Genomic DNA, 14519 nt, shown 5'->3' with positions numbered 1-14519 from the left:
GCGCCATCGTTCCAGAATATGAAATTCCAATGGACGAGGCTCCCACGCGTGGGAGCAGCGCGGGCAGACACCTACACTTGCACCCGTATGCAGGATTCGGTCATCCCCTCGGAGTTGCATGACACCGTGCCGCCCGCCCCGTGGCTGCGGCGCTGGTGGCGACGCCAGACGCCCGGACGCCAGGACCGCTTCGCGATGCTGGCGCCGCTGGCCGCCGTGCTGCTGTTCCTGGCGGCCATCGTTTCCGCCTTCGGCTACCTGCGGCTGGAGGAGATGGAGCGCGAGCAGGAGGCGGTCAAGCGCGATGTCGAGTACGCGCAGCAGCGGGTGCGGCTGCGCCTGCTGGAGCGCCAGGAGCAGCTGATGCGCATCGCGCGCGACATCTCCAACAAGGAGGTGGACGAGGAGGAGTTCATGGGCCGGGCGGAGTCCATGGTGATCCAGTACCCGGAGCTGCAGGCGCTGTCCTGGATCGACGAGCGGCGCCGCGTCAAGGCCAGCTACGCCGCGCCCAGCGTGGCGGTCAACCAGCAGCACATCCCCGGCGAGGTGCTGCGGCCGGGGGAAACGGAGTCCATGTATGGCCTGGCGCGCGACCTGCTGCAGCCGGTGTACTCGCAGCCCGGGGCGGAAACCGACAGCGCCGGGCTGCTGCAGCTGCATGTGCCGCTGACCGACCAGGGCCGCTTCGGCGGCGTGATCCTGGGCGAGTACTCCATCGACAGCCTGCTGCGCTACGGCGTGCCTTCCGAGGTGTCGGCCAAGTACGCGGTGGCGCTGCTGGACGGCAAGGGCCGGCTGCTCGCGGGCAGCACGGTGCCGGTGCGCAGCCCGATCGCCAGCTGGCTGCCCTGGACCGCGCCCCAGGCCAACGAGTACGAGGTGCCGGTCTCGCCCGTGGGCAATGGCCTGGTGATCCGGGCCCAGGCCTACCGCACCTCGCTGGGCGTGATCGGCAGCGGCCTGTTCTGGCTGGTGGGCACGCTCAGCGCCATGACAGCCTGGATGCTGATCGGCAACTGGCGCCACACGCGCCGGCGGCTGCAGGCGCAGCGCGCGCTGGTGGCCGAGACCAACTTCCGCCGGGCCATGGAAAACTCCATGCTCACCGGCATGCGCGCGCTGGACATGCAGGGGCGCATCACCTACGTCAACGCCGCCTTCTGCCAGATGACCGGCTGGAGCGAGGCCGAGCTGGTCGGCCGCACCCCGCCCTTCCCCTACTGGCCGGAGGAGGACCGCGAGCTGCTGGCCGACCGCCTGGAGGACGAGCTGCAGGGCCGCACCCGGCCGGGCGGCTTCCAGGTGCGGGTCAAGCGCAAGGACGGCAGCCGCTTCGACGCGCGGCTTTACATGTCGCCCCTGGTGGATGCCAAGGGACGGCAGACCGGCTGGATGACCTCCATGACCGACATCACCGAGCCCAACCGCATCCGCGAGCAGCTGCAGGCCTCGCACGAGCGCTTCACCACCGTGCTGGAGGCGCTGGACGCCTCGGTGTCGGTGGCGCCCCTGGGCAGCGAGGAACTGCTGTTCGCCAACAAGCTGTACCGCCAATGGTTCGGCACCAACACCGCCGGCCACCTGCAGATGGTGGCGCAGGCCGGTGTGCCGGACCAGCCGCGCACCGACGAATCACTGGACGAGGTCGATTCCTTCGTCGGCCTGCCCACAGGCCAGCTGGAGGCGGTGCAGGCGGGCAATGCCGAGATCTTCGTGCACGAGCTGGGCAAGTGGCTGGAGGTGCGCTCGCGCTACCTGAACTGGGTGGACGGCCGCCTGGCGCAGATGGTGATCACCACCGACATCACGGCCCGGCGCCTGGCCGAGGAACAGGCGGCCGCCCAGGCCGAGCGGGCCCAGACCGCCAGCCGGCTGATCACCATGGGCGAGATGGCCTCCAGCGTGGCGCACGAGCTGAACCAGCCGCTGACGGCCATCAACAACTACTGCAACGGCATGGTCTCGCGCATCAAGGGCAAGCAGATCCAGGAGCAGGACCTGCTGGCCGCGCTGGACAAGACCGCGCGCCAGGCCCAGCGGGCCGGCCAGATCATCCAGCGCATCCGCACCTTCGTGAAGCGCAGCGAGCCCAACCGCCAGCTGGCCGACGTGACCCAGATGGTCACCGAAGCGGTGGAGCTGGCCGAGATCGAGCTGCGCCGGCGCAACGTGCGCCTGTCGCACTACGTGGCCGCGCGACTGCCCCAGCTGATGGTGGACCCGATCCTGATCGAGCAGGTGCTGGTCAACCTGCTGAAGAACGCGGCCGAGTCGATCGAGCTCGCGCAGCGGCCCACGGCCCGCCGCAGCGTGGAGCTGCGCGTGGTGCCCAAGTCGGTGGAGGGGCAGCCGGTGGTGGAGTTCTCGGTGCGCGATTCGGGCCAGGGCCTGGCGCCCGAGGTCATGGCCCGGCTCTACGAGGCCTTCTTCTCCACCAAGGCCGAGGGCATGGGCATTGGCCTGAGCCTGTGCCGCAGCATCGTCGAGTCGCACCAGGGCCGGATGCTGGCCGAGAACATCTACAATGGCACGGAAGTTGCCGGGTGCCTGTTCTCCTTCTGGATTCCTGTGTCCGGCGCTACCAATAACATAGCAGGCAAGGATGCCGGGGTGACCGCATGAGCCTTATTCCCAAGAAGGGCACGGTGTACGTGGTGGACGACGACGAGGCCGTCCGCGACTCGGTGCAGTGGCTGCTCGAGGGCAAGGACTACCGCGTGCGCTGCTTCGACTCGGCCGAGTCCTTCGTGGCCCGCTACGACCCGCGCGAGGTCGCCTGCCTGATCGTCGACATCCGCATGGCCGGCATGACCGGCCTGGAGTTGCAGGACAAGCTGCTCGAGCGCAAGTCGCCCCTGCCCATCGTCTTCATCACCGGCCATGGCGACGTGCCCATGGCGGTGAACACCATGAAGAAGGGCGCCATGGATTTCATCCAGAAGCCGTTCAAGGAGGACGAGCTGGTGAACCTGGTCGAACGCATGCTCGAGCACGCCCGCGGCTCGTTCGCCGAGTACCAGAGCGCGGCCAGCCGCGACGCGCTGCTGGCCAAGCTGACCAGCCGGGAGGCGCAGGTGCTCGAGCGCATCGTCGCCGGCCGGCTGAACAAGCAGATCGCCGACGACCTGGGCATCAGCATCAAGACGGTGGAGGCGCACCGCGCCAACATCATGGAAAAGCTCAACGCCAACACGGTGGCCGACCTGCTCAAGATCGCGCTCGGGCAGAACGCCGGCAAACCCTGAACTCCCCTTGACAGCCCAGCTCATCGACGGCAACGCGCTTGCCAGGCAGATCCGCGCCGAGGTGGCGCACCGCACCGAGGCGCTCAAGGCGCGCGGCATCCAGCCGCAGCTGACCATCGTCCTGGTGGGCGACGATCCGGCCAGCCAGGTCTACACCCGGCACAAGGTCAACGACAGCACCGAGACCGGCCTGGGCGCCACGCTGGAGCGCTACCCCGCCACTCTGGCCGAGGCGCAGCTGCTGGACCGCATCCGGGCGCTCAACGCCGACCCGAAGGTGCACGGCATCCTGGTGCAGCTGCCATTGCCCGGGCACATGGATGCGAGCAAGGTCATCGAGACCATCTCGCCCGCCAAGGACGTGGACGGTTTCCACGTCGCCAGCGCCGGCGCACTGGTCACCGGCCAGCCCGGCTTCTGGCCGTGCACGCCCTACGGCTGCATGAAGATGCTGGAGAGCATCGGCTACGAGCTGCGCGGCAGGCACGCGGTGGTCATCGGCCGCAGCAACATCGTGGGCAAGCCGATGGCGCTGATGCTGCTGCAGAAGAACGCCACCGTCACCATCTGCCACAGCGCCACGGCCGACCTGGGTGCGATGACGCGCCAGGCCGACGTGGTGGTGGCCGCGGTCGGCAAGCGCAACGTGCTGACCGCGGGCATGGTCAAGCCGGGCGCCGTGGTTCTCGACGTGGGCATGAACCGCGACGAGGCCGGCAAGCTGTGCGGCGACGTGGACTTCGAGGGCGTGCGGCAGGTCGCCGGCTGGATCACGCCGGTGCCGGGCGGCGTGGGTCCCATGACGCGCGCCATGCTGCTGGTCAACACGCTGGAAGCCGCCGAGCGCGCCGCCGGCTAAGGCGCCCATCGGGCAAATCAATCCCGCGCCGGGCTTGAGGAAGGCGCCCCTGACGCAAAATCGGCGGGATGAGCAATCCCCTTCTCGATTTCAGCGACCTCCCCCTGTTCGACCGTATCAAGCCGGAGCACGTGGCGCCGGCCATGGACGAGCTGCTGGCCCAGAGCGAGGCGGCCCTGGAGGCCGTTGCCCAGCCCGGCTTCCCGGCAACCTGGAAAGACCTGGCCGGCACGCTGGACGTGGCCACCGAGAAGCTGGGCCGCGCCTGGGGCGCGGTCAGCCATCTCAACAGCGTGGCTGACACGCCCGAGCTGCGCGCCGCCTACAACGCCGCCCTGCCCCGCGTGACCGAGTTCTGGACCCGCCTGGGCAGCGATGAGCGCCTGTACGCCAAGTACAAGGCCATCGACCCGGCCACGCTCAACCCTGAGCAGCGCCGGGCGCGCGAGAACGCGATCCGCAACTTCGTGCTGGGCGGCGCCGAGCTGACCGGCGCGGCCAAGGAGCGTTTCGCCAAGATCCAGGAGCGCCAGGCCGAGCTGAGCCAGAAGTTCAGCGAGAACGCGCTGGACGCCACCGACGCCTTCGCCTACTACGCCCGGCAGGACGAGCTGGCCGGCGTGCCCGAGGACGTGGTGCAGGCCGCCCGCGCCGCTGCCCAGGCCGACGGCAAGGAGGGCTACAAGCTCACGCTCAAGATGCCCAGCTACCTGCCGGTGATGCAGTTCGCGCACAGCAGCGCGCTGCGCGAGCAGCTGTACCGCGCCTACGTCACGCGCGCCAGCGACCAGGCGCCGCAGGAGTTCCGCAAGTTCGACAACAGCGAGCTGGTCCGCGAGATCCTGGCCCTGCGCCAAGAGGAAGCGCGGCTGCTGGGCTACCGCAACTTCGGCGAGGTCTCGGTCGTGCCCAAGATGGCCGATTCGCCGCAGCAGGTGATCGATTTCCTGCGCGACCTGGCCCGCCGCGCCCGGCCCTATGCCGAGAAGGACGTGGCCGACATGCGCGCCTTCGCCGCCGAAAAGCTGGGCATCGCCGACCCGCAGCCCTGGGACTGGTCGTACATCGGCGAGAAACTCAAGGAGGAGCGCTACGCCTTCAGCGAGCAGGAGGTCAAGCCCTACTTCACCGCGCCCAAGGTGCTGGGCGGGCTGTTCAAGATCGTCGAGACCCTGTTCGAGGTGGCGATCCGCCGCGACCAGGCGCCGGTGTGGGTGCCGGGCGTGGAGTTCTACCGGATCGAGCGCAACGGCCGTTTGGTGGGCCAGTTCTACCTGGACCCGGCCGCCCGCAGCGGCAAGCGCGGCGGCGCCTGGATGGACGACGTGCGCGCCCGCTGGCTGCGGCCCGACAACGGGCAGCTGCAGACGCCGGTGGCGCACCTGGTGTGCAACTTCGCCGACGGCGTGGAGGGCAAGCCGCCGCTGCTGACGCACGACGACGTCACCACCCTGTTCCACGAGTTCGGCCACGGCCTGCACCACATGCTGACGCAAGTGAACGAGCGCGACGTCTCGGGCATCAGCGGCGTGGAATGGGACGCGGTGGAGCTGCCCAGCCAGTTCATGGAGAACTTCTGCTGGGAGTGGAGCGTGCTGCGCCACATGACGGCTCATGTGGACACCGGCGAGCCGCTGCCGCGCGAGCTGTTCGACAAGATGCTGGCCGCCCGCAATTTCCAGAGCGGCCTGCAGACGCTGCGGCAGATCGAGTTCGCGCTGTTCGACATGCTGCTGCACACCGAGCACGAGCCGGCGCAGGACTTCATGCCGCTGCTCAAGCGGGTGCGCGACGAGGTGGCCGTGATCCAGCCGCCGGCCTTCAGCCGCACCGCGCACACCTTCAGCCACATCTTCGCCGGCGGCTACGCGGCGGGGTACTACAGCTACAAGTGGGCCGAGGTGCTGTCGGCCGACGCGTATGCGGCGTTCGAGGAGACGGCCGATCCCGAGGGTAGTCCCAGCGTGGAAACCGGGCGAAAATACCGCGAGGCCATCCTGGAGGCCGGCGGCAGCCGGCCGGCGATGGAGTCGTTCAAGGCCTTCCGCGGCCGCGAACCCAAGCTGGACGCGCTGTTGCGGCACCAGGGCATGGCCTGAGGAGTCACCTTAGGAGGAGTTGAAGATGTCCCGCACCCGTCCCGTGCTGGCGGCCGGCCTGGCCGCGTTGATGGCTGCCGCGACGCCGATCGTGGCGCAAGGCCAACAGGTCTGGCGCATCGTCGGACCCGACGGCCGCGTCACCTTCTCCGACAAGCCGCCCCAGGAACCCAACGCCAAGGCGGCGCCGGCGGCCTCCGGCGGATCGGGCGGGTCCGGCACCGCCGGCCTTCCCTTCGAGCTGCGCCAGGTAGCCGGCAAGTACCCCGTCACCTTGTACACCGGTACGAACTGCGTGCCCTGCGGCTCGGGCCGAGCCATGCTCACCAGCCGCGGTATCCCCTTCACCGAAAAGACCGTCACCACCGCCGAGGATGCGCAGGCGCTCGAGCGGCTGGCCGGCGAGAGCTCGCTGCCGCTGCTGACCATCGGCGGCCAGCAGCTCAAGGGCTATTCCGATTCGGAGTGGACGCAGTTCCTGGACGCGGCGGGGTACCCGAAAAATTCGGTGCTGCCCGCCTCGTACCGGCCGCCGGCGGCCACGCCCCTGGTGGCGGTGCAGCGCCCTGCGGCGCCGACGACCGCGGCGCCCGCCTCCAACACGGCCAACCAGCGCGCCACCGTGCCCGCGCCCTCCTCCGGCTCCAGCCCGTCCAACCCGGCGGGCATCCAGTTCTAGCGCCCGCTAGAAGGTCAGCGTCCGCACGCCGCCGCTCGTGCCCAGCAGGCACACGGCGGCTTTCTGGTGGGCGAAGACACCGACGGTCACCACCCCGGGCCACTGGTTTACCTCGGTCTCGAACGCCATCGGGTCGGCGATGGCCAGGCCGCTGACGTCCAGGAGGTGCTGGCCGTTGTCGGTGAGCAGCGGCGCGCCGTCCTTCAGCCGCGCGCGCGCGGTGCCGCCGATCGCCGCGAACTGGCGCGTGATGCGTGCGCTGGCCATGGGGATCACCTCCACCGGCACCGGGAAGCGGCCCAGCACCTCGACGCGCTTGGATTCGTCGGCGATGCAGACAAAGCGCCGGGACTGCGCCGCCACGATCTTTTCGCGCGTGAGCGCGGCGCCGCCGCCCTTGACCATGTGGCCGCGGCCGTCGATCTCGTCGGCCCCATCGATGTAGACCGACAGCTCGCCGACCTCATTGGCGTCGAACACCCGGATGCCCAGCGCCCGCAGCCGCTGCGTCGACGCCTCCGAACTGGAGACCGCGCCCGGCAGGCGGTCCTTGACGGTGGCCAGGGCTTCGATGAACTTGTTGACGGTGGATCCGGTGCCCACGCCCACGACCTCGCCGGGCACCACGTACTGCAGCGCCGCCTGGCCGACCAGCGCCTTCAATTCATCCTGCGTCACGCGACAATCCCCGGCTGAGCAAAACGACGGATTATCCATGCCGCTGCTGCCTTACCCGCTGGCCCGCCCCTTCCTGTTCCACCTGGACGCCGAGCGCGCCCATGACCTGACCCTGGCCTCGCTGGCGCGGCTGCAAGGAACGCCCCTGCAATGGGCGTGGCGCAGCCGGCGCGTCGACGACCCCGTCGAGCTGGCCGGGCTGCGCTTCCCCAACCGCGTCGGGTTGGCCGCCGGACTGGACAAGAACGCACGCTGCATCGACGCCTTTGCCGGCATGGGCTTCGGCTTCGTCGAGGTCGGCACCGTCACGCCTCTGGCCCAGCCGGGCAATGCCAAGCCGCGCATGTTCCGGCTGCCGCAGGCCCAGGCCCTGGTCAACCGGCTGGGCTTCAACAACGAGGGCCTGGAGGCCTTCGTGGCCAACGTGCAGCGTTCGGCCGTGCGTCGGCGCAGCCTGCATGACGGCGGCATCGTGCTGGGCCTGAACATCGGCAAGAACGCCGCCACCCCCATCGAGGACGCCACGCGCGACTACCTGACGGGCCTGGAAGGCGTGTACCCGCACGCGGACTACGTGACGGTCAACATCTCCAGCCCCAACACCCAGAACCTGCGGGCGCTGCAGAGCGACGAGGCCCTCGATGCGCTGCTGGCGGCGCTGGCGCGGCGGCGCGCCGAGCTGGAGCAGCGGCACGGCCGCCGCGTGCCGCTGTTCGTGAAGATCGCGCCCGACCTGGACGAGGCGCAGGTCCGGGTGATCGCCGCCACCCTCCAGCGCCACGGCATGGACGGCGTGATCGCCACCAACACCACCCTGAGCCGTGACGCGGTGCAAGGCCTGCCGCACGCGCAGGAAGCCGGCGGCCTGAGCGGCGCGCCGGTGCTGGAGGCCAGCAACCGCGTGATCCGGCAGCTGCGTGCCGCGCTGGGCCCGCGCTTTCCCATCGTCGGCGTGGGCGGCGTGATGAGCGGACCGGATGCGGTCTCCAAGATCGAGGCCGGGGCCGACCTGGTGCAGGTCTACACCGGGCTGATCTACCGCGGCCCGGCCCTGGCGGGCGAGGCCGCGTACGCCCTGCGGGCGCACGGCCGCCGCCGGTGATCAGCGGCCGATGGCGCCCACCACCTGCTCGGCGATGGCCAGCGAGCTGGTCAGGCCCGGCGACTCGATACCGAACAGGTTGACCAGACCGCCGATGCCATGCAGGGCCGGGCCGTCGATGCGGAAGTCCGGCGCCTTCTCGTGCGGCCCGTGGATCTTGGGCCGCACGCCGCTGTAGCTGGGCTGCAGGCTGCCGCCCGGCAGTCCTGGCCAGTAGCGCCGCACCTCGGCGTAGAACGCATCGGCGCGCCGCGGGTCCACCCGCCAGTCGATCTCCTCGGGCGCGCGGATGTCCAGCCACTCGATGTCCGGGCCGAACTTGGCCTGGCCGCCCAGGTCCAGCGTCAGGTGCGTGCCCAGGTGGGCGTCGGCCGGCGCCGGGTAGATCAGACGGCTGAAGGGCGCCCTGCCACCGAGCGAGTAGTAGTTGCCCTTGGCGAACCACTCGCGCGGGACGAACCGGGGGTCCAGCCCGTCGAAGCGCCGCGCCAGCGCGCAGGCGTGCAGCGACGCCGCGTTCACCAGCACCGGCGTGGCCAGCTCGGTGCCGTCGGCCAGGTTCAGCACGTGCAGGCCGCCCTCGCCGGCGGCCAGCTGCGCCGAGTCCACGGTGGCATGGAAAGCCACCATGCCGCCGGCGCGCTCCAGGTCCCCTTGCAAGGCCAGCATGAAGCCGTGGCTGTCCACGATGCCGGTGCTGGGCGAATGCAGCGCGGCGATGCAGCGCAGCGCCGGCTCCATCGCCACCGCCTGCCGCGCTTCCAGCCACTCGACCGGGACGCCATTGGCCGCCGCGCGGTCCTGCAAGCCGTGGAGCGCCCGCACCTCCTCCTCGCTATTGGCGACCGTGAGCTTGCCGCAGCGGCGGTGGCCGATGCCGTGGCTGGCGCACATCGCGTAGAGCAGCTCCTTGCCGCGCACGCACAGCCGCGCCTTGAGCGAACCCGGCGTGTAGTACAGGCCGGCGTGGATCACCTCGCTATTGCGCGAGCTCACGCCCTGGCCGATGCCGGGGCCGGCTTCCAGCACGATGGTCTCGTGCCCGGCCTGCGCCAGCGCACGCGCCACCGCCAGGCCGACCACGCCGGCGCCGACGACCACAGCATCCACCCGTTCCATCAGGCGAGCTTGCGCGGATCGGTCTCGAGCAAGCGGCGGACCAGCGACTGCAGGTCGTCCCGCAGCCGGCCGAAGCCGCCGTGCGGCTGCAGGGTTTGCTCATCCATGTAGAGCTTGCGGTTGACCTCCAGCTGGATGCTGTGGCGGTGCCGCGCCGGCTGGCCATGGCGCCGCACCAGCTCCACGCCCTTGTAGGGATGGTTGTAGTCCACGCTGTAGCCCAGGCCGCGCAGGTGGTCGCACACCCGCTGCGACAGCGCGGGCGCGGCGGTGCTGCCGTCGCGGTCGCCCACCACGAAGTCGGCATGGGCGGCGCCGGGGAAGTCGGTGGCGTGGCTGCCGGCGATCGCCGGCATGGAATGGCAGTTGATGTGGATGCTGAAGCCGTGCTTCGCATGGGCCTGGTCTATGGCTTGCGCCACCGATGCGTGGTAGGGGTTCCAGCAGTGCTCGATGCGGGCCTGCACCTCGCCCACCGGGAGCTTGCGGTCGTAGATCGGCAGGCCGTCGTCGGTGCACCGCCACACCAGGCCCTTGCCCAGGCGCACCTTGGCGAGCAGCCCGGGGTCGGTCGCGATCTCGCCGGGCCAGGGCGCATCGAGCAGGCTCTGGTCGATCTCCGCCGGATGGCGGTTGGCGTCGAGATAACTGCGCGGGAACAGCGCCTCGATCCAGGCTACGCCCAGCGCCGGCGCGAAATCGTAGAGCTTGTCCACGTGCGTGTCTTCGGCGCGCCGCAGCTCGGACAGCGCGCAGGCATGGCGGAAATCGGCGGGATAGGCGGTGCCGCTGTGCGGCGAATCGAGCACCAGCGCCGTCGTGCCCGCGAGGAAACGGACTTGTTCAGTCATGGGCAGGATTGTGGCGCAGCGCGCCTCGGAACGGGGCGCCCGGCAGGCTGCGTGGCGCGCACATGAGCAGGAGCCCGGCTACGGGGCCAGGTACTCCCCCAGCCCGCTGACCAGCGCGTCGAACACGACCTGACACGCACGCGTGGCGCGCAGGTCCTCATGCATCGTCACCCAGGTATCCAGCGGCATGCTGAACTCCTGTGCAAGCACACGCACCAGGTCCGGCTGCCGCATCGCCAGCTTGACCTGGCACACGCCGATGCCGACGCCCGCCCGGATGCAGGCCAGCTGCGCGACATCGCTGTCCGCCCGCAGCGCGAACGCCGATCGGTGCCAGAAGGGAAAACCTTTCCGGGCCGCCCGAAGGAAGGGCGTCTCGCGGTCGTAGCCGATCAGCGAATGGCCGGCGAGCTCGGCGACGCTTGCCGGCGTGCCCCGCGCGCGCAGGTAGCGCCTGTGCGCGAACAGGCCGAGCTCGACGTTACCCAGCCGTCGCGCGACCAGGACGTCCTGTGTCGGGCGGGTCATGCGCACCGCGATGTCGGCTTCGCGCCGAAGCAGGTCCTGCATCTGGTTGGCCAGAACCAGCTCCACCTTCAACAGCGGATGCTCCTGCCGCAGGCGCGCCAGGATGGGGGGCAGCACCTCGACGCCGATCACTTCGCTGGCGGTGACACGCACCGTCCCCTTGGCGGCCGCACCCTGGCTTTCGGCTGCGCGTACCAGCGCTTCGGCCTGGCTGCGCATCGCCTCGGCATAACTGCGCAGGCCGATCGCCGCGTCCGTGGGCGAAAGACCGGCCTGCGAGCGGGTGAACAGCGTCACGCCCAGCGCCTTTTCCAGCGCGTCGATGTGGCGGCCCACGGTCGGCTGGGTCAGGTCCAAGGCACGTGCGGCGCCGGACAACGAGCCCGCCTGCAGCGCTCCGAGGAAGGTGCGGTAGAGTTCCCAGCCGATCTCGCTTGCCATACAAAATTGTATGGTTGCTCGGCGATCCTCGGTAATTTCTTTTTAGGCCACCCGCTTCCAGAATTCCCGGCATCCCAACCCAAGCTGGAGATGAGAATGGAAAAGACGGTCCTGGTGCTCGGCGCCACTGGCGGCATCGGCGGTGAAGTAGCCCGCCAGCTGAAGGAGGCGGGCTGGCAAGTGCGCGCGTTGCGGCGCCGCGCCGCAGCGGCGGCGGCGGATTGCCCCGAGATCACCTGGTTGCAGGGCGACGCACTCGATGCGCAGGATGTCGCCGCCGCGGCGCGCGGCTGCTCGGTCATCGTCCACGCTGTGAATCCCCCCGGCTACCGACGCTGGAGCGAGCTGGTGCTTCCGATGCTGGACAACACCATCGCAGCCGCGCGCCAGCAGGGCGCGACCATCGTGCTGCCTGGCACCGTCTACAACTATGGACCCGACGCCTTTCCCCTGCTCAGGGAGGATTCGCCGCAGAACCCGGCCACGCGCAAGGGCGCCATCCGCGTCGAGCTGGAACGGCGTCTGCGGCAGGGCAGCGAATCCGGCTGCCGCGTCATCGTGGTGCGCGCCGGCGACTTCTTCGGCCCCAAGCCAGGCAACAGCTGGTTCTCGCAGGGCATGGTGAAGCCAGGGCAACCGGTGCGCCAGGTGAACATGCTGGCCGACGCCGGCGTGGGCCATCAATGGTCCTACCTGCCGGACGTCGCACGGACGATGGTCGAACTCCTGGCAAAACGTGACGAGCTGGAGCCGTTTGCCAGCTTCCACATGGCCGGGCACTGGGACGAGGACGGCCAGGGCATGGCCAAGGCCATCGCTCGCGTCGTCGAGTGGCATGACGGCACCGTGCCCGCGCTGCGTGCCTTTCCGTGGTGGCTGGTGCGCATCGCCTCGCCCTTCGTCGTGACGCTGCGCGAGCTGCTCGAACTGCGCTACCTGTGGCGGCAGGAGGTGCGCATGGACAACCGCAAGCTGGTCGCCACCCTGGGCCACGAGCCGCACACTGCGCTTGACGAGGCCGTGGCGGCTACGCTGCGCGGGTTGGGCTGCCTGTCGGCAGTAGCACCGGCGCACGCAGCCACCCCGTAGCTTCTCCGTACCAGAGAAATGAAAACGCCACCCGCAGGTGGCGTCAGCCCTTGAATTCGATGGTGGGTGATGCAGGGTTTGAACCTGCGACCCCTGCCGTGTGAAGGCAGTGCTCTACCGCTGAGCTAATCACCCGTTTCGCGGATGGGGAGCCCATCCGGAAAGCTCACGATTATGCCACAGGCACGGGAGGGTTCTGGCCGGGCGTTTGCTGGCGCCACAGGGTCTTGCCGCCGCTGGCCTTGTCCAGCTGCTTGAGCACCTCGTCGTGCGCGGCCGCTTCCTGCTCGCTGGCCAGCAGCACCGGCAGCGTGAAGGCCGACAGGTCCACCTTGACGGCGACGCCCTGCACGGCGTGGTCGTCGCCCACGTCGATCAGCAGCGCGTCCTGGCCGCGCGTGAGGTTGATGTAGACGTCGGCCAGCAGCTCGGCATCCAGCAGCGCGCCGTGCAGCGTGCGGCCCGAGTTGTCCACGCCCAGGCGGTCGCACAGCGCGTCCAGGCTGTTGCGCTTGCCGGGGTACATCTCCTTGGCCATCGCCAGCGTGTCCGTCACGCTGCCCACGTAGGTCTTGAATGCGCGCCGGCCCAGCAGTTCCAGCTCCTTGTTCAGGAAGCCCACGTCGAAGGCCGCGTTGTGGATGATGATCTCGGCGCCGGCCAGGTAGTCCAGCAGCTCGTCGGCGATGGCCGCGAACTTGGGCTTGTCGCGCAGGAACTCGTTGCTGATGCCGTGCACCTTGAGCGCGTCCTCGTGGCTGTCGCGCTCGGGGTTCAGGTACCAGTGGCGGTTGTTGCCGGTGAGCTTGCGCCCGACCAGCTCCACGCAGCCGATCTCGATGATGCGGTCGCCGCCTTCGGCGGACAGGCCGGTGGTTTCGGTGTCGAGGACGATCTGGCGCATGGCGGGCGATTATGCAAGAGGCCTGCGGCGCTCCGGTTGTCCCATGGTTTGTCCCGATGAATTGTCCCATTGACAGGACAAATGGGCCGGCCGACCATGCGCCCATGACGGCCGCCCTGCCCCTGCCCAAGTACCACCAGATCTACCTGGTGTTGCGCGAACAGCTGCAGGAGGGACGGTTCGCGCAGGGACTGCCCGGCGAGCTGGAGCTGATGCGGCAGTTCGGCGTGGCGCGCGTGACCGTGCGGCGCGCCCTGCAGGAGCTGGCCGGCGAGGGCCTGATCGCCCGCGAGCGTGGTCGCGGCACCCGTGCGCTGTCGGCGGCTCATGGCGCCTCGCCCGCCGCGCGCGCCGGCGCCGCGGGTGCCAAGACCACGCGCCTGACCGGCCTGCTCGAGAACCTGGTCAGCACCAGCCTGAACACCACCGTGCGCGTGCTGGAGGTCGGCGAGGTGGCCGCCGCCACGGAGGTGGCGCAGGCGCTGCGCCTGCAGCCGGGCGAGCCGGTGCAGAAGGCGGTGCGCGTGCGTTCCACGCGCGAAGGTCCGCTGTCCCACATCACCACCTGGGTGCCGGCGGCGCTGGCGCAGGGCTTCGGCAAGCGCGAGCTCGCGAGGAAGCCCATCCTGGTGCTGCTGGAGGAGGCTGGCGTGCGCGTCGGCGGCGCGCACCAGACCCTTTCGGCCCGGCTGGCCGACGCGCAGGTGGCCGCGCAGCTGGGCCTGGCCGTGGGCTCCGCCCTGCTGGCGGTGCGCCGGCTGATCCATGACGAGGACGGCCGGCCAGTGCAATGGCTGCACGGCCTGTACCGGCCCGACCGCTACGAGTACCAGATGCAGCTGTCCCGCGTCGGCGAGATAGACGCCAAGGTCTGGGTCAGCCGCGACTTCGCTGCCCAGTTCCACTGACGACCCACAGGAGC

Annotated in this window: 13 protein-coding genes and 1 tRNA gene; 8 read left to right on the top strand and 6 right to left on the bottom strand. The window is 69.8% G+C overall.

What is annotated here, in order from left to right; all coding sequences use genetic code 11:
• Window positions 1-87 precede the first annotated feature (87 nt).
• The 5 genes from RTA_RS09570 (at window position 88) to RTA_RS09550 (ending at window position 6885) form a co-directional block, all read left to right on the top strand.
• Window positions 88-2625 (top strand): PAS domain S-box protein, encoded by a 2538-nt coding sequence (locus tag RTA_RS09570; protein ID WP_049871265.1) that lies wholly within the window; start codon window positions 88-90, stop codon window positions 2623-2625.
• On the top strand, window positions 2622-3248 hold the full coding sequence (locus RTA_RS09565) for a response regulator transcription factor (RefSeq protein WP_013901188.1): 627 nt from the start codon (window positions 2622-2624) through the stop codon (window positions 3246-3248). Before RTA_RS09570 ends, RTA_RS09565 begins: the two co-directional genes overlap by 4 nt.
• A gap of 7 nt (window positions 3249-3255) precedes the next feature.
• Complete coding sequence (locus RTA_RS09560) at window positions 3256-4107, top strand: bifunctional methylenetetrahydrofolate dehydrogenase/methenyltetrahydrofolate cyclohydrolase (protein WP_013901187.1); 852 nt, start codon at window positions 3256-3258, stop codon at window positions 4105-4107.
• A 68-nt stretch (window positions 4108-4175) separates the two neighbouring features.
• A complete protein-coding gene (locus tag RTA_RS09555; RefSeq protein WP_013901186.1) occupies window positions 4176-6206 on the top strand; it encodes a M3 family metallopeptidase in 2031 nt (676 codons plus the stop codon).
• A 25-nt stretch (window positions 6207-6231) separates the two neighbouring features.
• Window positions 6232-6885 (top strand): glutaredoxin family protein, encoded by a 654-nt coding sequence (locus tag RTA_RS09550; protein ID WP_013901185.1) that lies wholly within the window; start codon window positions 6232-6234, stop codon window positions 6883-6885.
• Between the two features lie 6 nt (window positions 6886-6891).
• On the opposite strand, the gene rpiA is transcribed toward RTA_RS09550, so the two are convergent.
• Entirely contained in the window at window positions 6892-7602 is a 711-nt protein-coding gene (rpiA, locus tag RTA_RS09545) for a ribose-5-phosphate isomerase RpiA (RefSeq protein ID WP_049871264.1), read from the bottom strand.
• Here rpiA and RTA_RS09540 point away from each other — a divergent pair.
• Window positions 7601-8665: a quinone-dependent dihydroorotate dehydrogenase gene (locus tag RTA_RS09540; RefSeq protein WP_013901183.1), complete on the top strand. Its 1065-nt coding sequence runs from the start codon at window positions 7601-7603 to the stop codon at window positions 8663-8665. The genes rpiA and RTA_RS09540 overlap by 2 nt on opposite strands.
• Here RTA_RS09540 and RTA_RS09535 read toward each other — a convergent pair whose 3' ends face one another.
• The 3 genes from RTA_RS09535 to RTA_RS09525 all read right to left on the bottom strand — a co-directional run bounded on the left by RTA_RS09535 (window position 8666) and on the right by RTA_RS09525 (window position 11604).
• On the bottom strand, window positions 8666-9784 hold the full coding sequence (locus RTA_RS09535; RefSeq protein WP_013901182.1) for an NAD(P)/FAD-dependent oxidoreductase: 1119 nt from the start codon (window positions 9782-9784) through the stop codon (window positions 8666-8668).
• The gene (locus RTA_RS09530; protein ID WP_013901181.1) at window positions 9784-10635 is read right to left on the bottom strand and encodes an N-formylglutamate amidohydrolase; all 852 of its coding nucleotides are present in this window, start codon (window positions 10633-10635) and stop codon (window positions 9784-9786) included. Before RTA_RS09530 ends, RTA_RS09535 begins: the two co-directional genes overlap by 1 nt.
• A gap of 78 nt (window positions 10636-10713) precedes the next feature.
• Window positions 10714-11604, bottom strand: coding sequence for a LysR family transcriptional regulator (locus tag RTA_RS09525; RefSeq protein WP_013901180.1), 891 nt, complete (start codon window positions 11602-11604; stop codon window positions 10714-10716).
• Between the two features lie 96 nt (window positions 11605-11700).
• Between RTA_RS09525 and RTA_RS09520 the strand changes: the two genes are divergently transcribed.
• Entirely contained in the window at window positions 11701-12693 is a 993-nt protein-coding gene (locus RTA_RS09520; protein WP_013901179.1) for an SDR family NAD(P)-dependent oxidoreductase, read from the top strand.
• A 60-nt stretch (window positions 12694-12753) separates the two neighbouring features.
• Here the strand turns inward: RTA_RS09520 and RTA_RS09515 are convergent.
• Together RTA_RS09515 and dnaQ are read right to left on the bottom strand one after the other, a co-directional pair.
• Window positions 12754-12828 (bottom strand) — tRNA-Val (locus tag RTA_RS09515).
• 37 nt (window positions 12829-12865) lie between these two features.
• Window positions 12866-13597 (bottom strand): DNA polymerase III subunit epsilon, encoded by a 732-nt coding sequence (dnaQ, locus tag RTA_RS09510; RefSeq protein WP_013901178.1) that lies wholly within the window; start codon window positions 13595-13597, stop codon window positions 12866-12868.
• 104 nt (window positions 13598-13701) lie between these two features.
• Here dnaQ and RTA_RS09505 point away from each other — a divergent pair, with 104 nt between their 5' ends.
• Window positions 13702-14505 carry a GntR family transcriptional regulator gene (locus tag RTA_RS09505; protein WP_013901177.1) on the top strand — a complete coding sequence of 268 codons (804 nt, stop codon included), beginning with the start codon at window positions 13702-13704 and terminating at the stop codon, window positions 14503-14505.
• The last annotated feature ends 14 nt before the right edge of the window (window positions 14506-14519 follow it).

This window comes from Ramlibacter tataouinensis TTB310 (genome assembly GCF_000215705.1).
GTDB lineage: Bacteria > Pseudomonadota > Gammaproteobacteria > Burkholderiales > Burkholderiaceae_C > Ramlibacter > Ramlibacter tataouinensis.
The sequence above is the reverse complement of the archived record's forward strand: the minus strand, read 5'-3'. Positions and strand labels throughout refer to the sequence as shown.